This window comes from Arthrobacter sp. Soil764 (assembly GCF_001428075.1).
GTDB lineage: Bacteria > Actinomycetota > Actinomycetes > Actinomycetales > Micrococcaceae > Arthrobacter.
This window is the reverse complement of record NZ_LMSI01000019.1, coordinates 118,428-143,483: the sequence shown is the minus strand read 5'-3', so window position 1 is coordinate 143,483 and position 25,056 is coordinate 118,428. Positions and strand designations below refer to the sequence as shown.

Sequence of the window (25,056 nt, the reverse complement as noted above, 5' to 3'; positions counted from 1 at the left end):
GGTCCCTCATGTCCAGCCAGACCCTGCATACCGGGACCAAGGAGCATACGGGTTCCACCACCGGCACACCGGCCACCCGCAAGCACTACCGCAACCGCCGCCTCCCGGCTGCCGCAACCGTCGGGAGGTACACGGCCCTGGCCGTGGCTGCCGCGCTGACCCTCGGCCCTGTCCTGTGGACGCTGTCCACTTCGCTGCGGACGCCGTCGGAATCATTCAACCTGCCGCCGTCCTTCCTGCCCATCAACCCGGACTTCACGGCTTATCAAGAGGTGTTCAAGCAGATCAACGTTGGCCTCCTCGTCCTGAACAGCGCGCTGGTGACCGGCCTGATCGCACTTGGCCAGATGGCTTCCGCCACCCTGGCCGGCTACGCCTTCGCCCGCCTGGACTTCCGCGGAAAGAACGCCATCTTCTCGCTGGTGCTGGCCACCATGATGGTCCCTGTGCAGGTCACGATCGTCCCCGTATTTATGCTCATTCGAGGGATGGGCCTGTCCGACACCCTGCTGGCCCTGATCCTGCCGGCCATTCCCACCGCCTTCGGCACGTTCCTGATGCGCCAATACTTCCTGGGCCTGCCAAACGACTTTGCGGAAGCAGCCGCCCTGGATGGTGCCGGACCATGGCGGATCTTTCGTTCTGTCTATGTCCCCCTTGCGGTCCCCGGCATGGCAATCGTCGGGATCCTGGCCTTCAATTTCCACTGGAACGAGTTCTTCCGGCCACTGATCCTGACCATCAGCGAACAGAACTTCACCCTCCCCCTCGGCCTGGTAACGCTCCAAGGCAACCTCGGCACGGGGAGCATATCGGTGGTCCTCGCCGGCGTGATCCTGTCCATGCTGCCCGCACTGGTGGTCTTCATCTTCGGCCAGCGCACCCTGCGCGAGGGCCTCACGGCCGGCGCGAGCAAATAACACCAAACCTCAAAAGGAACCTCGTGGACACACTTACTTCGACTCACACCGCAGCCACAGCAGGCAGCTACCGTCCGGCCCTGCACTACACGGCAAAAGACACCTGGCTCAATGATCCCAACGGCCTGATCTTTCATGACGGCGTCTACCACCTGTACTACCAGAACAACCCGCTGGGAAATGTCTGGGGAAACATGTCATGGGGTCACGCCACCTCCACCGATTTGCTGACCTGGACTGAACACCCAGTGGCCATCGCGTGTGATGACAACGAAGACATCTTTTCCGGCAGCATCGTCTACGACCGCCACAACACCAGTGGATTCGGCAGCGGGTCCGTAGCCCCGCTCGTGGCCATCTACACCAGCGCTTTCAAACCGGGCTCCGTACACGAGGGCGTCCAGGCCCAGTCCCTGGCCTACAGCCTGGACGGGGGCTATACGTGGACGAAACATGGAGGCAACCCTGTGCTTGACCGCGGGTCCGCCGAGTTCCGCGACCCCAAGGTCATAAGGTACGACGGCGGTGCGGGCAGCTACTGGGTGATGGTCGCCGTCGAAGCCACGGACTTCCAGGTGGTGCTCTACAAGTCAGACGACCTGAAGAGCTGGGAACTGCTGAGCACTTTCGGCCCCGCAAACGCCACAGGCGGCGTCTGGGAATGCCCTGACCTGTTTCCCCTGCCGGTGGACGACGACCCTGAAAACCTCAAGTGGGTCCTCACCGTCAACCTCAACCCCGGTGGTCCCAACGGCGGCTCAGCCGGCCAGTACTTTATCGGCGACTTCGACGGGACCACGTTCACCTCCGACAGCACCGTAACCGAAGGCCTCCAGGACCCTGGCCGGCTGGGAGATTACCGGTGGCTGGACTGGGGCCGGGACTACTACGCCGCTGTCTCCTTCAGCGACGCCCCGGACAACCGCCGGCTCATGATCGCCTGGATGAACAACTGGGAATACGCCAACCACATCCCCACCTCGCCCTGGCGCAGCCCCATGAGCCTCGCCCGCGAAATTTCGCTCCGGACCAGCGGTGGAGAGCTGTGCCTGGTCCAGCAGCCGGCCGGTGACTGGGGCGGCCTGGCCGATCCGGAAGCGTTCTGCCTTTCTGGAACCACCATCCACGATGGCGTGCAGGTTCTGCCCGGCGCCGCCGGCACGGTCCAGCGCATTGACGTCAGCTTCACCTCCGGAAGTGCAGAGGAATTCGGTCTCATCCTGCGTGGAGACGGCGCGAAGGGAACCCGCGTGGGCATCCGCCCTGATGAAGGCACCCTGTTTGTTGACCGGCGGGAATCCGGGCAGACAGGCTTCCACGATTCCTTCCCCTCCATCGATACCGCTCCGGTACGGGGAAAGCAGGGCTCCTACGACCTCACCATCTTCGTGGACCGCTGCTCTGTTGAAGTGTTCGCCCAAGACGGCCAGGTCACCATGACCGAACTGATCTTCCCGGCCGAAACATGCACCAGCCTCGCCGTCTACGCCGTCGGCGGTGCTGCAACCATCCGCAGCCTCCAGGTCAAGCAGCTCGCGTAGCGCGGCACCCACAGCAAGGAACAACGAAAATGGATAACAGCGGCAAACCGCACTCTTCGCGGCAGGTATTGGACGTCGTCGTTGTCGGGGAAGCCCTAACCGACGTCGTCACCACTCCGGCGGGGACGCATGAGTATCCCGGCGGGTCGCCGGCCAATGTCGCCTACGGCCTGGCCCGTCTTGGAGTCAGCACGGGGCTGCTCACTTCCATGGGCGCTGACCGCCGTGGTGATGCGCTCGAGGAGCACCTCACCGGCGCCGGCGTGATGATCCTGCCCGGCGCCCGGTCGTTGGAGAGAACGTCGACGGCGACCGCCACGATCGCCCGCGATGGTTCGGCCAGCTACGCCTTCGACATCAGCTGGGACGTGGAACCGCTGGACCTGGCACCCGCCCCGCCCAAGGTCCTTCACACCGGTTCGATCGCAAGTTTCCTCTCACCGGGTGCCGGCGCGGTCAAGGCAATCCTCCAGCAGCTCCGCGGCCAGTGCACCATCACGTACGACCCCAACATCAGGCCGGACCTGCTCGGAACCCACGCCCAAGCACGGCACACTTTCGAGGACCTGGTACACCTGACGGACGTCGTCAAACTCAGCGATGAGGATGCCCAGTGGCTTTACCCGGAAAAGACCCTGGAGGAAACTGCAACACACATCCTGGGCTTGGGAGCAGACCTGGCTGTCATCACCAAGGGATCATCAGGCTCATTGCTCGCGACCCCCACCACGAGCCTCAGCATCCCTGCAGTAAAGACCTCTGTTGCTGACACCATCGGCGCCGGCGATTCCTATACGTCAGCCCTGATCCTGGGACTCCTCACCCGCGGCACCGGCGGCCTCGCGCCCGCTGTCCTCGACCAGCTGGGACGCACGGCGGCCGCTGCGGCCGCGATCACCGTATCCCGGGCCGGTGCCCGGCCTCCAACTGAAGATGAACTCCGCACAAAGCTTCAGCCCCAGCTTTCGTTCTAGCAGGCCCCTCCCCGCCAAGAACCTGCCTTGGCCGCGGCGCCTATAGGTCACCGCGGCCGCCGGCCTAAACCCGCTCCGGAAATGACTCGACCTTCGCAGGGTCGCGCTCCACAACATCGCCAAGGGCATCGTCGATCAGTTCAAGCGTTTCGGGTCCCAGGACCAATTCGGCAGCCTTGACTGTGTCGTCGAGTTGTTCGGGGCGGCTGGCGCCGACAATCGCTGCGGAAACGTTTGGGTTGGCCAACACCCAGGCCACGGCCAGGGTGGCTAAGGGCACGCCCAGATCCTGGGCTATGGGCTTGAGCTTTTCAACACGTTCCAGCACTTCCGGCTGCATGAACCTGTGTACGGTCTTCAGTCCCCCGTCTTCGTCGCTGAAACGGCTGCCGGCCGGCGCCTTCGAAGCGCCGTATTTGCCGCTCAGCACGCCTTGGGCCAGCGGCGACCAGCAGACCTGGGTAATCCCCAGCTCTTCGCAGACCGGCACCACCTCCGGCTCGATCACGCGCCACAGCATGTTGTACTGCGGTTGGCTCGACACCAGCCGGATGCCCAGTTCGGCCGCCAGCGCTGCGCCGGCACGGATCTCTTCGACGGTCCATTCGGACACGCCGATGTAGTGGGCTTTGCCGGCATGCACGATGTCCGCGAAGGCCCCCATGGTTTCCTCCAGCGGGGTTTCGTAGTCGTAGCGATGAGCCTGGTAAACGTCCACGTAATCCATCTGCAGCCGCCTCAGTGAACCGTTGATCGATTCCATCACGTGCTTGCGGGACAGCCCGCGGTCGTTCTTGCCCGGCCCCGTGGGGAAGAACGCCTTGGTCATGATTTCCACGCCTTCGCGGCGGACTCCCTTCAGGGCCTCGCCGAGCATGGATTCGGCCTTGGTGCCTGCATAGGCATCCGCGGTATCAAAAGTGGTGATGCCCAGATCCAACGCTTTGCGGACGCATTCCGTGGCGAGGTCCTGCTCCACCGTTTCGCCGTGCGTAGCCCAGTTACCCAGCGCTATGGCGCTGACGTACATGCCGCTGGTGCCGAGTTTGCGGTATTGCATGAAGTTTCCTTTCAAGGGGTGCCGGGGTGTCCGGCGGAATGGGAAGAATCCGGGGTGCCGGCAGCTAAGCGCAGTGCACGGGGAGGTGCAGTGGTCTCCCGCACAACCAGGCGCGCGGGACGCACGATGGCAGCAGGGGACCGTCCATCCAGGACGTCCAGGAGGATCCGGGCGGCGTCCCGTCCCTGTTCGGCTACTTCGTGGTCCATGGTTGTCAGGTCCACGACGTCGCCGAGCTCATGATTGTCGAACCCCAGCACGGAGAAATCGCGCGGAACATCCAGGCCTGCCTTGCGGAGGACTTTCAGAACACCGAAAGCCATCTCATCGGAAGCAACAAAAGCCGCTGTCGGGACATGCTCCGAAACCAACAGCCGCGACATGGCAAGGGCACCCCCGGCAACACTGTTCTCATCAAACTGTTCAAGCGTGACGTCCTGGGGCAGACCGGCCGTGGAGAGGGCCTCCCGATAGCCCATGAGCCGCTGCAAGGGAGGGACACCGCCGAGGTTGCTGCCGTCGTCATCACGGATGCCGATGAACGCGATCCGTTCGTGGCCCAGATTCAGCAGGTGCCTCACGGCTGCCTGCCCTGCGCCGGCGTTGTCCACTGATACCGATCCGATGCCCGGTGCTTCCGCACCAAGCAACGCCACTGCCTGGCCTTGGGAAGCGAGCAATTCCAACTCGTCTCCGGTGGGCTGCAGCGCGATGATGATGACGCCGTCGGTCCGGCCATGCAGATGCGCACCGCCGAAGAACCGCTCCCGCTGCGCAAGGGTGGCCAGCTCAAAAAGGAGCACGTCAAACCCGGCTTCACGGAGCGTTTGCGCTGCTTCACCGATGACCTTTCCGAAAAACCACTTTGCCAGGACCGGCACCACAATGCCGACGGCGCGGGTCCTGCCCGTCGCAAGCCGGGAAGCAGCCGGAGACGCCGAGTAGCCCAGTTCCCGCGCTGCCTCTTGCACGCGCTTGCGAGTGGCCGACGATACGCCAGGAATGTCGCGAAGGGCACGAGAGACCGTTGATACCGAGACGCCTGCCATCTCAGCGACCGATTCCACGCTGGCTGTCATGCGCCCATGCTAGGCCGCCGCTGACCGCCACCGCAAGCGCTTGCAACAGGTCACGCCATCCAGTCTTTGCCAGCAATGAGGTTCTCCATCCTGGAGGGACGGAGTCAATGCGGGCACTCCAAGTGAAGTCCAGGAGCAACCCCTTGACACCGTTCCAGTAACGCGCGTAACCTCTATCACACGCACCAAGTAACGCGCGTTACCTATCCTGGCAGCATCACCACCACCACGGAGCATTCAATGGCGAAGACCACTACCTCGAAACCTGCCGCGGCTGCACGGCAGCGGGGTGTCACCATGAATGATGTTGCCAAGCACGCCGGGGTTTCCCGGACTGCGGTTTCGTTCGTGCTGAGCAACCGCGAAAATGCCAGCATCTCCGAGGAAACCCGCGCCCGGATCAACGAAGCCGTTCAGGCCTTGGGCTACCGCCCGAACGCCGGAGCACGTGCGCTGGCATCCCAGCGCAGTGACTGGTACGGGATTGTCACCGAGATCGTGACGGCACCGTTCGCCGTCGACATCATCAAAGGTGCACAAGACCAGGCCTGGCTGGACCGCAAGTTCCTGCTCATCGCGCCCTCCGACCAGGCCGATGCCGTAGGACCCAACCAGGGCCTGGAGGACGCAGCAACCGAGAAGCTGCTGGAGCAGCGGGTGGAAGGACTTCTCTACGCAGCCACGTTCCACCGTGGCGTGCACGTGCCGGAAAGCACCAAGGAAGTACCCACCGTCCTGATCAACTGCTTCGACGCCGACGGGAAGCTTCCCTCGATCGTCCCGGACGAGCGTGCGGGGGGCCGCGTCGCCGTCGAACGCTTGCTCCAGGCCGGCCACCGCAGGATCGGAGTCATCAACCTGGATCCGGACATTCCCGCGGCAATCGGGCGTTTGGCGGGTGCACGCGAAGCACTCGCCGAAGCCGGACTGGAGCTGGACCCCGGGCTCGTGGTGCCCGGATATGCAACGGCGGACGGCGGGTATGAGGCCGCGTGCCGCATCCTGGACCGCTACCCGCAGGAGGACAGGCCAACCGCGCTGTTCTGCCTCAATGACCGCATGGCGATGGGCGCTTACGACGCCATCAAAGAACGGGGCCTGACCATCCCCGGAGACATCGCCGTGATTGGCTTCGACAACCAGGAACTGATTGCGGCCTACCTCAGGCCCAAGCTGACCACGGTTGCGTTGCCGTTCGAAAAAATGGGCGCCCTGGGAGTCCAGACGCTCGCAGCCCTGACAGCAGGACAGCCGATAATTGCCGACCAGCAATTAGTCGGCTGTCCGCTGCTAGAACGCTCTTCGGTCTGACCGCGAAATCAATAGCGAAGAGCAACCCTCCCCCACCCCTTCACCTTGCTGATGAAGATAGGAAAGAGATACCCATCATGACACAACCCCGATTCCTGAGGGCTGCCCGCGTAACGGCAGCCGGACTTGCCGTAGGCGCACTCCTGCTGACCGGCTGTGCAGCCAACAAGCCTGCCGGCACCGACGCCGCGGCGAACGCCAGTGCCTTTCTCACCATCCCGCGTGAGGACATGGGCACGTTCGTCCAAAACTTCAACCCGTTCGCGCCCACCGTCAACCCGATGGTCCAGCAGTCCATCTACGAGTCGCTGCTGATCTTCAACCCCGCCAAGGGAGACACGGTGCCGTGGCTCGCCACTGAATGGAAGGCCGCCGACGACGGCAAGTCCATCAGTTTCACCCTCCGGGACGGCGTGAAGTGGTCCGACGGACAACCGTTGGTTGCCGACGACGTCGCGTACACCTTCGAGCTTCAGAAAAAACTCAAGGGCGGCTACGAGTACCTTGACGGCGTGGCCGCAGAAGGCAACAAAGTCACGTTCAACTTCAACAAGCCCTGGTCCCCCGCCCTCTACGACGTCGGTCAGCTGAGCATCCTGCCCAAGCACATCTGGTCCGCGCTGGCCGATCCGGAAAAGGACGCCAACGCCAAACCGGTCGGCACAGGCCCTTACACCGAGGTGGACAGCTTTCAGGCCCAGTCCTTCGTGCTGAAGAAGAACCCCAACTACTGGCAGCCGGAAAAGCAGAAGATCGCCGGTATAAAGATGCTTGCCTTTGCAGGTAACGACGGCGCCAACCTCGCCGCCGCGAACGGCGACGTGGACTGGGCTCCGCAGTACATCCCGAACATCGAAAAGACGTTCGTTTCCAAGGACAAGGAGCACCGGCAGTACTGGTTCCCGGCCACGGGTGCCATGATCAACTGGCAGCTCAACACCACCAAGGCCCCCTTCAACGATGTTGATGTCCGCAAGGCCCTGAGCATGGCCGTTGACCGGGAGCAGGTGACCAAGATCGGCATGAGCGGCTACGCCAAGCCTGCAGACTGCACCGGACTCTCCGGCAACTACGAGACCTGGAAGAACACCGAGGTCAAGGACAACTGCACCTGGACCAACCATGACGTCCAGAAAGCCAATGACCTGCTGGACAAAGCGGGTTACCCCAAGGGTGCCGGCGGCAAACGCACCCTCAAGGACGGCAAGCCCTTCGAATTCAAGATCTCCGTGGGCGCGACTTCTTCCGACTGGCTGTCGGTTGCCAACGTGATCTCCCAAAACCTGGCAGAGGTTGGCGTTACGGCCAAGGTGGAATCCCCCGACTGGGCCGCCGTGGTTGCCGGCTACGAGACCGGCGACTTCGACTCCGGCATCGTTTGGAGCGCCAACGACCCGAGCCCGTACAAGTACTTCAACGCCTCCATGGGCACAGCCACAGTGAAGCCGGTGGGCACCAAGGCGTTCGACAACTACCACCGCTTCGGCGACCCCAAAGCTGACGCCCTGCTGGCGGAATTCGCTGCAGAGGCCGACGAGTCCAAGCAAAAGGACATCGCCAACAAGCTGCAGGAAGAGTACAACGACGCCGCACCGCTGGTGCCGCTGTTCTCCGGCCCGGAATGGGGCGCCTTCAACGACACCCGCTTCACCGGCTGGCCCACCGAGGGCAACCCCTACGCAACCCTCTCGGTGAAGTCGCCCACCACGGTGCTGGTGCTGACCACGCTGGAACCGCGCAAGTAATCCCCACCGCCTCCCTGGCCTCGCTCCGCTTCGGCTAGCGAACCCTGGCGGCGTGGGCCCACCCGCCCACACCAGCTGGCCGCCGGCATCCCCGGCGGCCAGCCCTGAACTGCACGCCCGGCGGCACCTCGCCGTATGGACGGACATCCCCGCCGGGCGTGCAACCAAAACTTTCCGCAATTCCCGAATGGAGGGAAACCGTGCGCTTCATCCTGCGCCGCCTGGGTTTCTACCTGATCGCCTTCTGGGCATCCATCACCCTGAATTTCCTGCTCCCGCGCTTCATGCCGGGGGATCCCGTCTCCCGCATGTTTGCCCGTTCCCAGGACAGAATGCAGCCTGAACAGATCGAGGCCCTGCGCAAGCTGCTCGGCGTTGACGACCGGCCCCTCTGGGAGCAGTACATCGGCTACCTGACCAACATCTTCACCGGGCAAATGGGCGTTTCCATCTCCCGGTTCCCCACCCCGGTCACCGAGGTCATTTCGTCCCAGATCGGCTGGACCCTCCTGCTCGGCGGAACCGCCCTGGTGATTGCCGCCGTCGTGGGTAACCTGCTGGGCGTCCTGGCAGCCTGGCGCCGCGGCGGCGCGGTCGACTCCGCACTTCCACCGCTGCTGGTATTCATTGGCTCGTTCCCCTACTTCTGGCTCGCGATGGGTGCCCTGTACCTGTTCGGCGTAGTACTGAACTGGTTCCCCATCCGGCACGCCTTCACCGCCGGCCTGGAGCCCGGGTTCACCTGGGAGTTCATCGGCGACGTCGGCGCCCACCTGGTGCTACCGGCACTGACCATCGTGCTGGTTTCCATCGGCGGCTGGATGTTGGGCATGCGGAACACCATGATCGCCACCAATTCCGAGGACTACATCACCATGGCCGAAGCCAAGGGACTCCGTCCGGGCCGCATCATGCTCCGGTATGCGGCGCGAAACGCCATGCTCCCGTCAGTCACAAGCTTCGGCATGGGACTGGGATTCGTGGTGGGCGGTGCGCTGCTCACCGAGGTGGTGTTCGCCTACCCCGGCGTCGGCTACCAACTCCTCAACGCCGTCCAGGGCCTCGACTACCCGCTCATGCAGGGCCTGTTCCTGACCATCACCGCCGCCGTTCTGCTGGCGAACTTCCTGGTGGACATCCTCTACGTCCGCCTCGACCCGCGCGTGCGCAGCAACTAGGGGAACACATCATGACAACCGCAATCCTGCAGCAACCCGGCAAAACAGCCGACAAGACCCCGGCGGCCCGCAAGCCCAACCGCAGCTTCGTCCACGGCCTCATCACCAACAAAAAAGCCCTGACAGGCATGGCCGTGATGCTCGTCTTCATCGCACTGGCCCTGCTGGCACCGCTGCTTTTCCCCGGCGACCCGTCGCGGATCACCGCCATGGCCTCGCTGGAACCGTCAGCCGAGCACTGGCTGGGAACGACGGCCAAGGGACAGGATGTGCTCGCACTGACGATCCACGGCTCCCGGAGTTCGCTGTTCGTGGGGCTGACCGTGGGCTTCGCGTCCACCTTCATCGGCATCCTGGTGGGACTTGCCTCGGCGTACTTCGGGAAGTTCATCGACGAAGCGCTGTCCCTGGTAACCAACGTCTTCCTGCTCCTTCCCGGCCTGCCGCTGCTGGTCATCCTGGCCGCGTTCCTGCCTCCGGGGCTGGGCACGGTGATTCTTGTGCTCGTGGTTACCGGCTGGGCAGGCTCAGCCCGCGTCCTGCGCTCACAGGCCCTCTCCATCCGTTCCAAGGACTTTGTGGCTGCGGCCGTGGTGTCCGGCGAACGGGCCGGAAGGATCATGTTCCGCGAAATCCTGCCCAACATGGCCTCGATCGTCATGGGCACCCTGCTGGCCTGCGTCATCTACGGCATCGGCGCGCAGGCCGGCTTGGAGTTCCTGGGCCTGGGCGATGCCAGCACGGTCTCCTGGGGAAACAACCTCTTCTGGGCAGGCAACGAAGGCGCCCTGCTGACCGGCAGCTGGTGGGTGTTCGTGCCCTCGGGCGTCTGCATCGCACTGGTCGCCTTCGCCCTTGCCCTCATCAACTATGCAGTGGACGAGGTCACCAACCCGCGGCTGCGGAAAATCAAAACCCCGAAAGACACCGAAAGGAGCGCCGCCAAATGACCATCTCCCAAATATCCTTCGGCTCCCACGAACCCGTCCTGGACGTCAAGGACCTCACCGTCAAGTACATCGGCGACACCCGCTCCACCACCGCCGTCGACCGCGTTTCCTTCAGCATCGGCACCGGTGAGGTGTTCGGCCTCGCAGGAGAGTCCGGCTGCGGGAAGTCCACCATCGCCAACTCGATCATGAGGCTCCTGAAGGATCCCGCGAAGATCGCCGGCGGCAGCATCTCCTTCGGCGGCAAGGACGTCCTGGCCATGAACCCCGAGGAGCTGCGGCGCTTCCGCTGGCAGGACGTGGCCATGGTCTTCCAGTCAGCCATGAACTCGCTCAATCCGGTGTTGACCATCGGCGAACAAATCGTGGACATCTTCACCACCCACGCCGGCTACACCCGCAAGGAATCCCTGCGCCGGGCGGGTGAACTGCTTGAACTCGTGAGGATCGATCCCGCGCGCCTCAAGTCCTACCCACACCAGCTCTCAGGCGGCATGCGTCAACGCGCTGTGATAGCCATGGCCGTGGCGCTCAAGCCGTCGCTGCTGATCCTTGACGAACCCACCACCGCGCTGGACGTGGTGGTGCAGCAGGAGATCATGGCACAGATCAGGGAGCTTCAGCGCGAACTCGGCTTCTCCGTCCTGTTCATCACGCACGACATGTCGCTCATGGTGGAACTCTCGCACCGGATGGCCGTGATGTACGGCGGCAGGATCGTGGAGACCGCGAAGGCCCAGGACGTCTACGCCAACCCCCGCCACCCCTACACCCAGGCTCTGATGGGCGCGTTTCCACCCCTCACCGGCCCGCGCGTTCCGCTGACGGGACTGCCCGACGGCGTGAAGTTCCGGAACATAGCGGACCTCACCGAGGCGGCACCCGGTCATTTCGTGGCCCCGCTTGGTGCCGACGCGTCAGTGATTAATTCCGCAGACCTGGCAGGAGCCGCACGATGAGCCACTCCCTGACGTCCCCGGCCGCTGGTTCCCCCGCGGCCGATTCCACCACCCCCACCCCCGCCCTTGAAATCCGTGGTCTGGGCAAGTCCTTCCCTATTGGCGGGCTGTTCTCCCGGGGATCGGTCCGCGCCCTGCACGGCGTGGACCTGACTATAAACCGCGGCGAGATCGTGGCGCTCGTGGGGGAATCCGGTTCCGGCAAGAGCACCCTGGCGCGCTGTGTTGCCCGGCTCGAGAAGCCGAGCTCCGGCGCGATCCTGATCGACGGCGTCGACATCCTCAAACGCGACCGTTTCCAAGCCTCCCGGGCCTTCCGTTCCCAGCTGCAGATGGTCTTCCAGGACCCCTTCGGTTCCCTGAACCCGGCCCACAGGATCGAGCATTTCCTGCGCCGTTCCCTGGCGATCCACGGCAAGGGTGGCGGTTCCGGGGAGGAGACCCGGCTCCGGCTCGAAGAGCTCATGACCACTGTTGGCCTGCAGGCTGACATGCTGGACTCGTATCCGCACGAGCTCTCCGGCGGCCAGCGCCAGCGGGTTGCGATTGCCCGGGCCCTCGCCGTTGAACCCCAGGTCATCCTGGCCGACGAGCCCACCTCCATGCTGGATGTTTCCGTCCGGATCGGCGTGCTGAACCTGATGCGCAAGCTCCGCGACGAGCAGGGCATCTCCATGCTCTATATCACCCACGACCTCGCGTCCGCCCGCTACCTGGCGGACCGCACGGCGGTCATGTTCGCCGGTGAACTGGTTGAGGAAGGCGAGTCCCTGGACTTGCTGTCCAACCCGGCGCACCCCTACACGCAGCTACTGGTTTCGGCTGTCCCGGATCCCGCCCGGGCGGGCTCGTATGATCCTGTCCGCCGGGCCGAACTGCGGCAAGCGGTCATGGCTTCGACGAGCTGCGCTTACGACGGCGACCCGGACCAGCGCTGTTCTGCCGAAGAACCCGTGCGGCATCAGGTTGGAAACCCTGGAAACCGCCATTGGGTGCGCTGCCACCTTTACCGGCCGTGGGCCGGCGCCTCCGGCCATGCCCTGGCGGGCGAACCGGCGCAACCCAACCTCCCGGCGTCGAACGCTCAAGAAAAGGCTTCCGCATGACTGACCTGACGCACCCGCTCGCAACCGTTCCCCAGGATGAGCTGGTTGCCAGGGCCGAAGCCGATCCGCTGCGGCCGCGCTTCCATTTCGTGTCACCGGCCGGTTGGCTTAATGATCCCAACGGCGTCAGCCACTGGAACGGCACGTACCACCTCTTTTACCAATATAACCCGGAGGGCGCGTTCCACCACCGCATTCAGTGGGGCCACGCCACCAGCACTGATCTCGTCACCTGGACGGACCAGCCTGTTGCCCTGGAACCGTCCGAAGGGCCGGACGCCGAGGGCTGCTGGTCCGGAGTATTGGTGAACGACGGCGGCACGCCCACCCTGGTGTATTCGGGGCGGTTCGAGGGCAAGGAGCTGCCCTGCGTCGCCGTGGGATCCCCGGACCTTTTGAGCTGGACCAAGGACCCCGGAAACCCCGTGATTGCAGCACCGCCGGTTGGCGTGGACATTACGGCCTACCGCGATCACTGCGTTTGGCGTGAAGGGTCCAAGTGGCGGCAGCTGGTGGGTTCGGGCATTCGTGGGCGCGGCGGAACGGCGTTCCTGTACGAGTCGACTGATCTGCGGGCGTGGAACTACGTCGGGCCATTGTTCATCGGCGATGCTTCCCAGGGAGATCCTGCAGGCACTGACTGGACGGGGACCATGTGGGAATGCGTGGACCTTTTCCGGGCCGGACAGGGTTCGCTGGGGTCTGCACCGTCCGACGGTTCACCGGACGTGCTGGTCTTCTCGGCCTGGAACGACGGCGACACCCGCCACCCGCTGTACTGGACCGGCCGGTACGCCGGGGATACCTTCGAGCCTGCGGCGCTGCACCGGCTCGACTACGGAGGCCGCTTTTTCTACGCACCGCAATCGTTCCAGGATGAGTCCGGCCGGCGTGTCATGTTCGGCTGGATGCAGGAAGGCCGAAGTGATGCCACCATGGTGGAGGCCGGCTGGTCCGGCGTCATGAGCCTGCCGCGGACCGTCACGGCGGCGGACGACGGCTCTCTCCGCTTCGCACCCGTCCCGGAAATCGAGAAGCTGCGCCGTGACCACGTGCGTTTGCCCGGCCAGATGCTGTGCGGTTTGCTGGAACCCTTGGAAACCGGCCTGTCCGGCAAGCAACTTGACCTGGAGCTGGAGCTCCAACTGGCACCGGGCGCACTGCTGCGGCTTGGTGTCCTGGGCTCCAAGGACGGGGGCACCTCCGGCCGCCCCGCCGAGGAAACGGTCATTGAGCTGCGCAGGTCGGCTGACGGCGCCGGCGATGGCACGCTCCGCTTGGACCGCACCCAAAGCAGCCTCGATCCAGCCGTTGATGTGGAAGAAAAGTCCGGGCCCGTACCCATGCCCGAAGGCCGGGTGCACCTGCGCGTCATCCTGGACCGGTCCGCCGTCGAAATTTTCGCCAACGGAGTACCGCTGACAGCGCGCGTCTACCCCACACTGGGTGGGGAACACGTCAGCCTTGCCGCCGAGGGCACGGCCCAAATACTGTCCCTGGACGCATGGACCATGGCCGGCATCTTTGACGGTAACCGGAGCCTCTTTCCCTGACCACGTCGGGCTGTACATCAAAAACCACCCACACCGCAGCATCGACGCTGCCCAAAAACAAGAAGGAACTCATGGAAGGTTCACCCACGGTCTCTCGTCGGTCACTCATTACCGGAAGCGGGGCGGCTGCGCTCAGCGGCTCGCTCGCACTGTCAGCAACGTTCGCCGGGCCCGCCGCTGCCGTAACGGCCAAGACACCTGACCCCGGCTCAAAAGGCCCAATGTCAAAAGGATCACGCCGGATGCGCCCGACCTATCACTTCAACGTCCCCGACAACTGGAAGAACGACCCCCAGCGACCCATCTACATCGACGGGGAATACCACTACTACTACCTGTACAACGGCGACTACCTGCAGGGCGGCGGAGGCACATCGTGGCGCCGCGCGACCACCACGGATCACGTCACGTTCACTGACCGCGGCGTCGCGATCCCGAAATTCAGCAACAACAACGGCGACTGCTGGTCGGGATCCCTTGTGGTCGACGAGCGGAACACTGCCGGGTTCGGCGAGGGTGCGGTGATCGCCCTGGTCACGCAGGCACCCGAAGGCCGTCAAGCGCAGTACCTCTGGTACTCAACCGACCGCGGGCGTTCGTTCCAGGCGGCCAGTTCAGCCCCGGTGCTGCCGAACCCCGGGGTGCAGGACTTCCGCGATCCCAAAGTGATCTGGGACGCTGACCGGGGGCGGTGGTTCATGGCGAACGCCGAGGGGCAGAAGCTCGGCTTCTACACCTCCGCGGACCTGCGGTCCTGGCAGCGCGTCGGCGAGTTCGTGCGCACGGATCTGGGGCTGCTGGAATGCCCTGATATCTTCCGGATGACCGCTGACGACGGCACCTCCCACTGGATCCTCGGCACGAGTGCCAACGGCAAAGGCCGCGGCCTGCCCGCAACCTACGCCTACTGGACGGGCGCCTTCGACGGAACGTCATTCACGCCGGACCGGGCCGAGCCCGAATGGCTCGATTACGGCTATGACTTTTATGGAGCAGTCACCTATCCGCATCACGACACCTCAGGTGCGGAAGACGGCAGGCTCCGCCGGGCAATTGGCTGGGCGAACTTTTGGGACTACCCCCACAACACGCCCACCCTGGAGACGGACGCCTACAACGGCGATGACATGATCGTGCGCGACCTCCGCCTCAAACAGACGGACGGTGTTTATCACCTCGTTTCCGCCCCCACCTCAGCGCTGGAAAACTATGTGAAGCGCGACCACGTCCTGGGTGATGTAGTTGTACGGGGCACCCGCGACCTCGACGTCCGCGCAGCCGCTTATGACCTGACCTGTGAGCTCGTGTGGGACCCGTCTTCCCCACCTGCCAACGTAGGTCTTGAGCTGTGCCGCGCACCAGGCGGCGGCAGGCACGTGGCCGCCGGAGCATACTTGCGGGGCCCCTTCGTGTATGTCAACAGACGGCCGACCGTCAACCCAACCGGCGGCGAAACCCAGACTCCCATCGACCCCTCGACAGGACGTCTCAGCGTCCGCATCCTCGTGGACCTTACGAGCGTGGAAATGTTCGTCGGAGATGGTCGGGTGGTGCACTCGCACCGGGTGTTCCCGCTTGAAGGCGACAACGGAATCCGCCTCTACGCCCATGAAGGAACCGCCACCTTCCGGAACCTGACCATTCGCGAAATCACGGAGATACGTTAGCCCACGCCCTGACTGTCCGGGCAGGCCTTTCTGCAGACCAGGAGTATGGTCCGCAGAAAGGCCTGCCGGGCGAGACAGCCAGGACCTACCTCGCTCGGCCGAAGTGCCCGGGCCAATCCTTTGCCCGGATCCGGCGGAGCTCCTGGATCTCACCGAGCGTTCCCCACTCATTGCGCCCCAAACGGGACAAGGGTTCCAAAAGGTCGATCTGCGGATGATCACCGTCGAGCACCTTTGTAGACACAACCGCGTAAACCACCCTGCCCAACACCAGCGTGCAGTTACCCACCTCCAAGATGCTATGCAATTGGCACTCCAATGCCACAGGCGAATCCTTTACCCGTGGAGGACTCACCACTGTGCTCGATTCCCGGGACAGTCCCACTGCATCGAACTCGCTCACAGCCGCCGGAAAGTCCGTCCCTGTGGCATTGACCTCTTCAAACAGCGAAGCCGGGGTGAGATTCACGACGAATTCACCTCGCGCCTGGATGTTGCGCAACGAGTCCTTCTCACCCACGGAAGTGAACTGAACAATCGGCGGATCCACGGACGCGACCGTGTAGAAAGAGTGCGGCGCAAGGTTGTCCACACCCTCCGCGGATGTAGTGGACACCCAGGCGATGGGTCTCGGCACAATCACCGCCGTCAACAACTGATAAAAATCCCTCGACGGCATCTGGGCCGGATCAAAATCCTTCCGCGCCATATACCCTCCCGGCCCTCTCGATACCCATATCAACCACCTCAGGGGATGATCCCTACTCGCCCGGGACACGCAAGTTCCGGAACGTCACGTGCTTCAGACAAGTACTGGCGCCTTAGGCGGCCGCGGGGAACACTCCTGCCCCTGCCAGTCCGGAACGCGGATTCGTACCGACCAGTCCGCAAATCCAGCGCCCCAGTTCCGTTGCCTTCTGCACGTCGATGCCCGTCAGGAAGCCGGCACGCCCGAGCATCCATGCAAGGTCCTCCGTGGAGATGTTTCCCGCTGCTCCGGGAGCAAAGGGGCATCCGCCGAGGCCACCGACGCTGCTGTCGAACACATCGACACCCGATGCCATCGCCGCATACGTGTTGGCCAGCGCAGTGTGGCGGGTCTCGTGAAGGTGAGCCCTCAACTGCAGGTCGGTTTCCCCGCGCAGCCTGGCGAAAGCCTCGCCCACCTGCCACGGCACGGCGCAGCCGATCGTATCCGCCAGCGCTACCTCCGCCAGGTTCGCACGGCCCATGGCACTGCGGACGACGTCGAGGGTCTGGTCGAGGGGAACGTCACCCTGGTAGGGGCAGCCGAAAGCGACAGCCGCCGTGACGCTGAGGGGAATGGATGCCGAGGCAGCGATGTCCGAGACTTCCTCCAGGGCCGCGAGGGCCGCATCAACCGTGGTGTTCTGGTTGGCTGCGGCGAACGCGTTGGTCACCGGGAGCACGTAGTTCATCTCGTCCACCCCGGCGTCGACGGCGCGTTGGGCACCCCTGGTGTTCAGCACCAGGCCGATGTAGCTAACGGCGTCGGTGCGCGGGACCGCGGCCATCACGGCGTCGGCGTCGGCCATCTGGGGAACCGCTTTGGGATTCACGAAGCTAACGGCTTCGATGCGCTTCGCACCCAACCCGATCAGCTCTTCGATGAGCCGGACCTTGTCCTCCGTACTCACGGGAGTCTTCTCGTTCTGCAGGCCGTCGCGCGGGCTGACGTCCACGATCGAGACGGGCCTGGTTCCCTGGGCAAACGCCATCAGATTGCTCCTTCGTTACGCGCGTTCTGCAACTCTTCTTCGGTGAGGTTCAGGAGGCCCTGGTACACATCACCATTGTGGGATCCATGCACCAGGGGCCCGTTCCAGCCGATCCGGCCGGTGGAGCGCGTGAGCTTGGGGACGATTCCCGGCTGGACCACGGTGCCCAACTCGTCGTCAGCCACTTCCACGAGCATGTCCCGGGCTTTGAGCTGGGGATCCTCGAAAATGTCTTCAACCGTGCTCACCGTGCTGTTAGGAACACCATGTTCATCCAGCAGGCTGACCAGCTCGCCGGCGGAGTAGTGCACCGCCCAATCGGCGATGATGCCTTCAAGCTCCTCCTGGTTGCGGCCCCGCTGCGCATGATCACGGTATTTCGGGTCCTCGGCGATGCCGGGCATGCCCATCGCCCTGGCCAGGCGGACGAAGACCGAGTCCTGGTTTGCCGCTATGACCACCCACTTGCCATCGCTCGACCGGAAGATGTTCGACGGCGCGATCCCCTTGAGTCCCGATCCGCTGGGTCCGGGAACAATACCGGTGGCGGCGTAGTCCGGCACCGTACTCTCCAGCAGCGAGAAGCACGCCTCAACGAGCGATACATCCACCACTTGGCCGGTGCCGCCGCGGGCATCCCGCCAGTACAGCGCCAGCAGGATCCCCTGCAGCGCATACAGCGAGCCGAGGCTGTCCCCCAGGGAGATACCTGTACGGGGTGGCGGCTGATCCGGGTAGCCGTTCAGGTGCCGCAATCCGCTCCGCGCCTCGGCGACGGAGGCATACCCCGGTTTTGACGCTTCCGGACCGGTCTGCCCGTAGCCGGAGACCCGGGCGATGATGAGGCCGGGGTTGATCTTCCACAGCTCTTCAGGGCCCAGGCCAAGCTTTTCCATGGTGCCCGGCCGGAAGTTCTCCAGGATGACGTCCGCTTCCTTGCAGAGTTCAAGAAAGAGCTCCCGGCCGCGCGGGGCTTTCAGGTCCAAGGTGACGCACTTCTTGCCGCGGGACTGCACCGACCACCACAGGGTGTGGTCATTGACCCTCGCGCGGCCCCATTCGCGCATGGGGTCCGGCCTGTTGGGCGATTCCACCTTGATGACTTCGGCACCGAAGTCTGCCATCTGCCGTCCCGCGAAAGGGCCCGCGATCAGTGATCCCAATTCGAGGACGCGCACTCCGGACAGCGGACCGGTACCCTGGCCCGCGGTTTCGTGACGGTTTGCAGTGTCCGATCGCCTTTCTTCAGCGATCCCGTGGCCGCCCTCGTCCGCGGCGTCCTTGCCGCTCCTCGCTGTGCCGGTTTCGAAAACCTTCATCAAATCTCAACTCCTGATTCCTGATGCGGACCCAGTGGGCGCCGTACACACGTGAAGCTCCGTGAGCCCCCCGTCGTACAGAAACCAGTATGCACAGAACTCTTCATATTGTGAACATAAAATCACGATATGGGCACAACCTCCGACGGAAGGCTTCCACCGATCAGCCGGGTTCCTTCAGCTGCCGCGGCGATGACCGGCTCTATCCAGGAAGCACACACGTCGTAGGGCATCCTCATGGTGGGACCCATGACGGTAAGGGCACCGTAGAGCTCAGCCTGCGGGCCGAAGATCGGAACCGACAACCCGCTGGCGCCGGAAACCCGCTCCCCGGTGGTGATGGCAAAACCGTCCGCACGGGTCTTCGCGACGGCGGCATCAAGGCTGGCTGCATCCGTGATGGTCTGGTCGGTGATGGACCGGAGCCCTGAGCCGTAGACCCTTTCCGCCAGTTCGGGGTTCCAGGCGAGCAATACACGGCCTGCCGAACCGGCGTGAATCGGCATGATGGTGCCAACGTCCACCGCCCTTCGAAGAACCCGCCGGGTCTCGGCCAATGCGACACAGACCCTGCTTCCCTGCGATTCCCTGAAGATGCACACGGTTTCACCCAGCTCATCCCGCAACCGCCGAATCACGGGTGTCAGCAGTTCCAGGAAGTCCAGGCCCTGACGTGCGGGCGCCGCCCAGTGGGTCATGCGTATCCCTATCCGGAACTGGTCCTCACGCCGGTCCAGCAGTCCCTCATTCACCATGTTGGTGACCAGGCGCTGCACCGTGGAGTGCGGAAGCCCGGTCTCAGCCCGTATTTCGGCGAGGCTCATTTCAGGCCGCACCAGCGAGAAGGCATCCAGGATGGACGTGATCTTCTTCAGCACCAGCAACGGGGAGGCGGCGTTTTCGATTGCGCTCATGCTCGATTCCGGATTCCTTCTGTTCTCAGGGCGGGGGCCGGCGGCTCTTCAAGCTCCCCTTGTAGTGTGACAGACGTTACTGTTAGCGTAGTGTCCACTATATGACCATCAACCCACAATGTGGTGAGCGGGAGAATAGCAATGACGCAACCCTCACAGCCTGAATCTTCGACGTACGCGGTTGAACTCAACGGGTGCACCAAGGAGTTCGCAACTCCCGGCGGTGGATCGTACTTCGCTGTCCGGGACATCGACCTCAAGGTTGAGCCCGGACGGTTCGTCTCTATCGTTGGGCCCACGGGATCGGGTAAGTCCACCATCCTCAACATGGCAGCGGGACTGTTGAATCCGTCGTCGGGCACTGTCCATAGCTTCGGCGAGCCCGTCCTCGGGGTGAACCGCGGCGCGTCCTATATGTTCCAGCAGGACGCCCTGCTCCCGTGGAAGTCCGTCATCGACAACGTCAGCCTCGGACTCACCATGGCCGGTGTTTCCAAGGCCGAGGCCTACGACGAGTCACGCCGCTGGCTCGAGAAGGTGGGATTGAAGAACTTTGCCGACCGGTACCCCCACCAGCTCTCCGGTGGCATGCGCAAGCGCACCGCAGTTGCCCAGGCATGGATCGTCAACCCGGACATCCTGCTAATGGACGAGCCGTTCTCCGCGCTCGACGTACAGACCCGGCAAATCATGGAGAACGAACTCCTCCAGCTCTGGCAGGAATCGAACAAGGCCGTGGTGTTCATCACCCACGACCTGGACGAGGCAATTGCGCTGTCCGACGAGGTGGTCATCCTGGGGGCCGGACCGGGCAGCACGGTCGTGGGCAGCTACGAAATCGACATCCCCCGCCCCCGGGACCTCCTCGATATCCGGGACGATCCCAAGTTCGTGGAGCTCCACAGGGAAATCTGGGGGCGCCTCAAGGTTGAGGTTTCCAAGACCTACGAATCCGCGCGGGAAGAGGAAGAGAGCGACGCAGCATGACCGTGGCACCAGTTTCCAAGAAAACACAACGCTTTCCCCTCGGGAAGGAGCGGAGCCAGGCGGCGGTCCAGCGACCCAGGCGCAAGCGGGGTGAAGCCTCCAACTTCTCCATCCGGATGGGACAGCTGGCCCTCGCCGTCATTGTCCTCGGCGCATGGGAAATGCTGGGACGCATTGGCGTGATCGACCCGTTCTTCTTCCCCCTCCCCTCCGACATCCTGATGACGGTGTGGCTCTGGGTCTCCAGCGGCTTCGTCTTCCCGCACCTGTGGATCACCCTGCAGGAATCGATCCTCGCATTCCTGACCGGTGCGGCGGCCGGCCTGGTCCTGGGCTTCCTCCTGGCCAGGGTCCGTTTCCTGGAACGGCTCCTGGACCCGTTCCTGCAGATGTTCAACGCACTTCCCCGCGTGGTGCTGGCCCCGATCTTCCTGCTGTGGTTCGGCCTGGGAATCTGGTCGAAGGTTGCCTTCGGTTTCACGCTGGTGTTTTTCATTGTCTTCTTCAACACCCTCGAGGGCGTCAAGAGCGTGGACCGGGTCCTTGTGGACAACGCACGCATGCTGGGCGCGTCGGAGAAGCAGCTCCTCCGCCACGTTTTCATTCCGAGCGCCCTGACCTGGATCTTCTCCAGCCTGCACATCAGCGTAGGTTTTGCCATCACCGGCGCAGTAGTGGGTGAGTACCTCGGAGCTTCCGCCGGTGTGGGCTATGCCATCGCCCAGGCCCAGGGTGTTTTCGATACCAAGGGGGTCTTCGCCGGCATGTTCATCCTGATGTTCGTGGTTCTGATCATCGACCTCCTCGTCAACCGCCTCGAACGGCACCTCCTCAGGTGGCGCCCGGTCCGGTCCTCGTAACCCATCACCATCACCTCCTGAAAGGGAATTCCCATGACCCAGAACGAAACCCGGCACCGGCGCCGGGGCCCCTTCCGCCCGCTGACCCTGCTTGCCTCCGTTGCCCTGGCCCTCTCCGCCTGCGGCGCCCCTTCGGCTGCACCTCCCGGCCAGACCGGGACAGGTGCTGCCGGCGGCGGCGGCACCAAGGTGATCATCGGCGTCGGCGGCCAGACACTCCTGACCTACCTTCCAACCACGCTGGCCCAGGAACTGGGCTACTACAAGGACGAAGGCCTGAACGTCGAGCTCCAGGACCTGCAGGGCGGCTCAAAAGCGCTCACTGCAATGATCGGCGGCAGCACGAATGTCACCAGCGGGTACTACGAGCACACCATCCAGATGCAGGCCAAGAACCAGCCCATTAAGGCGTTCGTTGACATGGGCCAGTCGTCAGGGCTTGCCCTCCTCGTGGCGCCCAAGAATGAGGGCCAGATCAAGTCCATTGCGGACCTCAAGGGCAAGAACGTCGGCGTGACCTCACCGGGGTCCTCCACGGACATGTTCGTTAAGTTCCTGCTGGCCAAGAACGGCATGCAGCAGACAGATGCCGCCGTATCAGCCATCGGCGCCGGGTCCTCTGCCGTTGCCGCAGTAGAGCAGAACCAGGTGGACGCCGCGGTGATGCTCGAACCTGACGTCTCCGTACTCGCAAAACGCCTTGGCCACGATCCGGTGGTGCTGGAAGACGTCCGGACCGTGGAGGGGCTGAAGGAAGTGTTCGACACCGGCTCATGGCCGTCCGCCTCCCTCTACGCCAAGACTGAATGGCTGGACCAGAACAAGGAAACCGCAGGCAAGCTCGCCAAGGCGATCAAGCGCACCCTTGAATTCATCAACGGCCATTCCGGTGAGGAGATTGCCGCGAAAATGCCTGAGAAGTTCGCCGGCGGGGACAAGGTCCTTTACGCCAAGGTCATTGAGGACCTGAAGAAGACGATCAGCAAGGACGGATCCTTTACCGAGGACGGCGTCAAGGCAGTCCTGAAGACACAGCAGGTGGCCAACCCGGAGGTCGGGAACAAGGACATCAAGCTGGCCGACACCTACACGAACGAATTTGTAAAATAATGCACCTCCCTGCGGCCCGCCGATCTCCTTCGGCGGGCCGCAGTTGTCTGCAGCCCCCAGCGTCCAAGGATTCCCGTGGCCCAGAACCTGACCCAGAAGCTCCTCGCCAGCCATCTCACTTCCGGCGAACCGACCCCCGGCTCCGATGCCACCATCGCCGTCGACCAAATCCTCATTGAGGACGCTACCGGAACCATGACCGCCATGCAGTTCGAAATGCTCGGCGTGGATTCCATCGCGGTGCCGCTGGCAGTCATGTATGTCGATCACAATGTTCTGCAGATCGATGACAAGAATATGCAGGACCACCACTACCTCCGGACCTTCTCCGCCCGCTACGGGCTGCGCTACTCCCCTGCCGGGCACGGCATCTCCCATTACATCCACCTGGAGCACTTCTCCCGGCCGGGCCAGGTCCTGGTGGGCGCGGATTCCCACACCTCCACGGCGGGCGCCCTGGGCATGTTCGCCCTCGGTGCCGGCGGGCTGGAGGTGGCCGTGGCGATGGCCGGCTACGGGTTCGACTTTGTGTGCCCCGCCGTCGTGGGTGTGGAATTGACCGGCACACCCGGGCCCAACGCAGAAGCGAAGGACGTGGTGCTGGAGCTGCTGCGCCGCCACGGCGTGCGGGGCGGCCGCGGGAAGGTCTTCGAGTTCTACGGCGAGGGCGTGGCGTCCCTGTCAGTCCCGGCGCGCGCCACTATCTGCAACATGATCATCGAAACAGGTGCCGCCACCGCCATCTTTCCCTCCGATGACCAGACCCGCGCGTGGCTGCGGGCCCAGCGCCGCGAGGACCAGTTTGTCCCGCTGGCGGCCGACGCCGGCGCCACGTACGACGACGACGAGCAGCTTGATCTCTCAAGCATCGTTCCGCTTGTGGCGCTGCCGCACTCGCCGGGCAACGTCCGTCCCGTGTCCGAACTGCCGCGCACCGAGGTGGTCCAGGTCTGCGTCGGTTCCTCCGTGAACAGTTCCTACGAGGACCTGGCCACCGTGGCTGCCATCCTCAAGGGACACACCGTCCATCCGTCCGTCCAGCTCACGGTGACGCCGGGATCACGGCAGATCCTGCAGACGATCATCGCCTCCGGTGTCTATGAGGACCTCATGGAGGCAGGGGCGCGGATGCTCGAGCCGGTATGCGGCCCCTGCGTGGGCATCGGGCAGGCACCCACGGAGGGTGCGCCGTCGTTACGCACGTTCAACCGCAACTTCCCGGGCCGCAGCGGTACCGCGGAGGACTCCGTGTACCTGTGTTCGCCGTCGACCGCTGCTGCCAGCGCACTGGAAGGCGCCATCGTGGACGCCTCCACCGTCAGCCGCGGTGAGCTCCGCCCTGCCACTCCCCCGCATCCGGAAGTCCACGACCTGCACATCGCCGGCGTCCTGCCCCTCGAGACCCGCCGCACCATCGAGATCGAGCGGGGCAGCAACCTCGTCCCGCCGCCACAGCCAACCGCGTTGCCGGCTGACCTGGACGCGAGGGTGCTGATCGCCGTCGGGGATGACATCTCCACCGGTGACATGGCTCCAGACGGCGCCATCGCCATGTCCGTCTGGTCCAACATCGCTGTCTGTGCGCGCTTCATGTTCCGCCGCCTGGACCCCGGTTTTCACGATCGTGCCCTCGAATGGGGCGGCGGGATCATTGTGGGCGGGGAAAACTACGGGCAGGGTTCGTCACGGGAGCACGCCGCCCTGATCCCGCTGTACCTGGGGATCCGGGTGGTGGCTGCCCGCAGCTACGCCCGGATCCACCGCCGCAACCTCATCGCGGCCGGAATCGTGCCCCTGATCCTCCCCGCCGACGCGCAAAGCTCAACCGGGCAGCGGTGGGTCATTGAGGGGCTTGCCGACGCCCTGACCAAGGGGCACCGCTCCATCACCGCCCGCGTGGACGGGGACTTTGAGCTGACACTCGGGCTCGACTTCTCCCCGGCCGAACGCGCCGTCCTCACTGCCGGCGGCCTGCTGGCGCAGGTGCGGAGCGGCGGGCGCTCCATGTTGGTGGGCGACGCCGTCGTTCAGGACGACGCTGCAGGCGTTTCACAGAGCCGATCCGCACGGTGAGGCCGGCCGCC

At 64.1% G+C, this 25,056-nt stretch carries 21 protein-coding genes; 15 read left to right on the top strand and 6 right to left on the bottom strand.

What is annotated here, in order from left to right:
* Positions 1 to 8: 8 nt before the first annotated feature.
* The 3 genes from ASG86_RS10360 to ASG86_RS10350 are packed head-to-tail and all read left to right on the top strand — an operon-like array spanning position 9 to position 3,435.
* Positions 9 to 920: a carbohydrate ABC transporter permease gene (locus tag ASG86_RS10360; RefSeq protein ID WP_056333496.1), complete on the top strand. Its 912-nt coding sequence runs from the start codon at positions 9 to 11 to the stop codon at positions 918 to 920.
* A gap of 23 nt (positions 921 to 943) precedes the next feature.
* On the top strand, positions 944 to 2,461 hold the full coding sequence (locus ASG86_RS10355; RefSeq protein ID WP_056333493.1) for a glycoside hydrolase family 32 protein: 1,518 nt from the start codon (positions 944 to 946) through the stop codon (positions 2,459 to 2,461).
* A gap of 29 nt (positions 2,462 to 2,490) precedes the next feature.
* A complete protein-coding gene (locus ASG86_RS10350; RefSeq protein ID WP_056333490.1) occupies positions 2,491 to 3,435 on the top strand; it encodes a carbohydrate kinase family protein in 945 nt (314 codons plus the stop codon).
* Positions 3,436 to 3,499: 64 nt separating this feature from the next.
* On the opposite strand, the gene ASG86_RS10345 is transcribed toward ASG86_RS10350, so the two are convergent.
* The gene (locus tag ASG86_RS10345) at positions 3,500 to 4,495 is read right to left on the bottom strand and encodes an aldo/keto reductase family protein (protein WP_056333486.1); all 996 of its coding nucleotides are present in this window, start codon (positions 4,493 to 4,495) and stop codon (positions 3,500 to 3,502) included.
* 11 nt (positions 4,496 to 4,506) lie between these two features.
* Positions 4,507 to 5,574, bottom strand: coding sequence for a LacI family DNA-binding transcriptional regulator (locus ASG86_RS10340; protein WP_082566754.1), 1,068 nt, complete (start codon positions 5,572 to 5,574; stop codon positions 4,507 to 4,509).
* A 240-nt stretch (positions 5,575 to 5,814) separates the two neighbouring features.
* On the opposite strand from ASG86_RS10340, the gene ASG86_RS10335 reads away from it, so the two are divergent.
* The 8 genes from ASG86_RS10335 to ASG86_RS10300 all read left to right on the top strand — a co-directional run bounded on the left by ASG86_RS10335 (position 5,815) and on the right by ASG86_RS10300 (position 16,043).
* Positions 5,815 to 6,885 carry a LacI family DNA-binding transcriptional regulator gene (locus tag ASG86_RS10335; RefSeq protein WP_056333481.1) on the top strand — a complete coding sequence of 357 codons (1,071 nt, stop codon included), beginning with the start codon at positions 5,815 to 5,817 and terminating at the stop codon, positions 6,883 to 6,885.
* 77 nt (positions 6,886 to 6,962) lie between these two features.
* Positions 6,963 to 8,630 (top strand): ABC transporter substrate-binding protein, encoded by a 1,668-nt coding sequence (locus tag ASG86_RS10330; protein ID WP_056333476.1) that lies wholly within the window; start codon positions 6,963 to 6,965, stop codon positions 8,628 to 8,630.
* Between the two features lie 200 nt (positions 8,631 to 8,830).
* Entirely contained in the window at positions 8,831 to 9,808 is a 978-nt protein-coding gene (locus ASG86_RS10325) for an ABC transporter permease (protein ID WP_056333473.1), read from the top strand.
* A gap of 11 nt (positions 9,809 to 9,819) precedes the next feature.
* On the top strand, positions 9,820 to 10,758 hold the full coding sequence (locus ASG86_RS10320) for an ABC transporter permease (protein ID WP_056333470.1): 939 nt from the start codon (positions 9,820 to 9,822) through the stop codon (positions 10,756 to 10,758).
* The gene (locus tag ASG86_RS10315) at positions 10,755 to 11,717 is read left to right on the top strand and encodes an ABC transporter ATP-binding protein (RefSeq protein ID WP_056333467.1); all 963 of its coding nucleotides are present in this window, start codon (positions 10,755 to 10,757) and stop codon (positions 11,715 to 11,717) included. The genes ASG86_RS10320 and ASG86_RS10315 overlap by 4 nt, the downstream gene beginning before the upstream one ends.
* Positions 11,714 to 12,823 carry an ATP-binding cassette domain-containing protein gene (locus tag ASG86_RS10310; RefSeq protein ID WP_056333464.1) on the top strand — a complete coding sequence of 370 codons (1,110 nt, stop codon included), beginning with the start codon at positions 11,714 to 11,716 and terminating at the stop codon, positions 12,821 to 12,823. The genes ASG86_RS10315 and ASG86_RS10310 overlap by 4 nt, the downstream gene beginning before the upstream one ends.
* A complete protein-coding gene (locus tag ASG86_RS10305) occupies positions 12,820 to 14,376 on the top strand; it encodes a glycoside hydrolase family 32 protein (protein ID WP_056333461.1) in 1,557 nt (518 codons plus the stop codon). The genes ASG86_RS10310 and ASG86_RS10305 overlap by 4 nt, the downstream gene beginning before the upstream one ends.
* A gap of 242 nt (positions 14,377 to 14,618) precedes the next feature.
* Positions 14,619 to 16,043, top strand: coding sequence for a glycoside hydrolase family 32 protein (locus tag ASG86_RS10300; protein WP_056333458.1), 1,425 nt, complete (start codon positions 14,619 to 14,621; stop codon positions 16,041 to 16,043).
* Between the two features lie 85 nt (positions 16,044 to 16,128).
* Here the strand turns inward: ASG86_RS10300 and ASG86_RS10295 are convergent, their stop codons facing one another.
* The 4 genes from ASG86_RS10295 to ASG86_RS10280 form a co-directional block, all read right to left on the bottom strand.
* Positions 16,129 to 16,752, bottom strand: coding sequence for a flavin reductase family protein (locus ASG86_RS10295; protein ID WP_056333455.1), 624 nt, complete (start codon positions 16,750 to 16,752; stop codon positions 16,129 to 16,131).
* Between the two features lie 112 nt (positions 16,753 to 16,864).
* Positions 16,865 to 17,782, bottom strand: coding sequence for a hydroxymethylglutaryl-CoA lyase (locus ASG86_RS10290; RefSeq protein WP_056333452.1), 918 nt, complete (start codon positions 17,780 to 17,782; stop codon positions 16,865 to 16,867).
* A complete protein-coding gene (locus ASG86_RS10285) occupies positions 17,782 to 19,101 on the bottom strand; it encodes a CaiB/BaiF CoA transferase family protein (protein ID WP_082566753.1) in 1,320 nt (439 codons plus the stop codon). The genes ASG86_RS10290 and ASG86_RS10285 overlap by 1 nt, the downstream gene beginning before the upstream one ends.
* 122 nt (positions 19,102 to 19,223) lie before the next feature.
* The gene (locus tag ASG86_RS10280; protein WP_056333450.1) at positions 19,224 to 20,015 is read right to left on the bottom strand and encodes an IclR family transcriptional regulator; all 792 of its coding nucleotides are present in this window, start codon (positions 20,013 to 20,015) and stop codon (positions 19,224 to 19,226) included.
* A 141-nt stretch (positions 20,016 to 20,156) separates the two neighbouring features.
* On the opposite strand from ASG86_RS10280, the gene ASG86_RS10275 reads away from it, so the two are divergent.
* From ASG86_RS10275 to ASG86_RS10260, 4 genes are all read left to right on the top strand, one after another.
* Entirely contained in the window at positions 20,157 to 21,002 is an 846-nt protein-coding gene (locus tag ASG86_RS10275; RefSeq protein WP_056333448.1) for an ABC transporter ATP-binding protein, read from the top strand.
* Positions 20,999 to 21,862, top strand: a complete 864-nt coding sequence (locus tag ASG86_RS10270) for an ABC transporter permease (RefSeq protein ID WP_200946240.1) — start codon at positions 20,999 to 21,001, stop codon at positions 21,860 to 21,862. Before ASG86_RS10275 ends, ASG86_RS10270 begins: the two co-directional genes overlap by 4 nt.
* A gap of 33 nt (positions 21,863 to 21,895) precedes the next feature.
* The gene (locus ASG86_RS10265) at positions 21,896 to 22,972 is read left to right on the top strand and encodes an ABC transporter substrate-binding protein (protein WP_082566752.1); all 1,077 of its coding nucleotides are present in this window, start codon (positions 21,896 to 21,898) and stop codon (positions 22,970 to 22,972) included.
* Positions 22,973 to 23,047: 75 nt separating this feature from the next.
* Entirely contained in the window at positions 23,048 to 25,045 is a 1,998-nt protein-coding gene (locus ASG86_RS10260; protein ID WP_082566751.1) for an aconitate hydratase, read from the top strand.
* Positions 25,046 to 25,056: the final 11 nt, after the last annotated feature.

Excerpts from the sequence above, each read along its gene's own strand:
- ASG86_RS10300 (WP_056333458.1), top strand. The coding sequence starts at position 14,619 with ATGCGCCCGACCTATCACTTCAACGTCCCCGACAACTGGAAGAACGAC.
- ASG86_RS10285 (WP_082566753.1), bottom strand. The coding sequence starts at position 19,101 with ATGAAGGTTTTCGAAACCGGCACAGCGAGGAGCGGCAAGGACGCCGCG.
- ASG86_RS10265 (WP_082566752.1), top strand. The coding sequence starts at position 21,896 with ATGACCCAGAACGAAACCCGGCACCGGCGCCGGGGCCCCTTCCGCCCG.
- ASG86_RS10350 (WP_056333490.1), top strand. The coding sequence starts at position 2,491 with ATGGATAACAGCGGCAAACCGCACTCTTCGCGGCAGGTATTGGACGTC.
- ASG86_RS10320 (WP_056333470.1), top strand. The coding sequence starts at position 9,820 with ATGACAACCGCAATCCTGCAGCAACCCGGCAAAACAGCCGACAAGACC.
- ASG86_RS10295 (WP_056333455.1), bottom strand. The coding sequence starts at position 16,752 with ATGGCGCGGAAGGATTTTGATCCGGCCCAGATGCCGTCGAGGGATTTT.
- ASG86_RS10305 (WP_056333461.1), top strand. The coding sequence starts at position 12,820 with ATGACTGACCTGACGCACCCGCTCGCAACCGTTCCCCAGGATGAGCTG.
- ASG86_RS10340 (WP_082566754.1), bottom strand. The coding sequence starts at position 5,574 with ATGACAGCCAGCGTGGAATCGGTCGCTGAGATGGCAGGCGTCTCGGTA.
- ASG86_RS10330 (WP_056333476.1), top strand. The coding sequence starts at position 6,963 with ATGACACAACCCCGATTCCTGAGGGCTGCCCGCGTAACGGCAGCCGGA.
- ASG86_RS10275 (WP_056333448.1), top strand. The coding sequence starts at position 20,157 with ATGACGCAACCCTCACAGCCTGAATCTTCGACGTACGCGGTTGAACTC.
- ASG86_RS10345 (WP_056333486.1), bottom strand. The coding sequence starts at position 4,495 with ATGCAATACCGCAAACTCGGCACCAGCGGCATGTACGTCAGCGCCATA.
- ASG86_RS10290 (WP_056333452.1), bottom strand. The coding sequence starts at position 17,782 with ATGGCGTTTGCCCAGGGAACCAGGCCCGTCTCGATCGTGGACGTCAGC.
- ASG86_RS10310 (WP_056333464.1), top strand. The coding sequence starts at position 11,714 with ATGAGCCACTCCCTGACGTCCCCGGCCGCTGGTTCCCCCGCGGCCGAT.
- ASG86_RS10280 (WP_056333450.1), bottom strand. The coding sequence starts at position 20,015 with ATGAGCGCAATCGAAAACGCCGCCTCCCCGTTGCTGGTGCTGAAGAAG.
- ASG86_RS10270 (WP_200946240.1), top strand. The coding sequence starts at position 20,999 with ATGACCGTGGCACCAGTTTCCAAGAAAACACAACGCTTTCCCCTCGGG.
- ASG86_RS10335 (WP_056333481.1), top strand. The coding sequence starts at position 5,815 with ATGGCGAAGACCACTACCTCGAAACCTGCCGCGGCTGCACGGCAGCGG.
- ASG86_RS10360 (WP_056333496.1), top strand. The coding sequence starts at position 9 with ATGTCCAGCCAGACCCTGCATACCGGGACCAAGGAGCATACGGGTTCC.
- ASG86_RS10315 (WP_056333467.1), top strand. The coding sequence starts at position 10,755 with ATGACCATCTCCCAAATATCCTTCGGCTCCCACGAACCCGTCCTGGAC.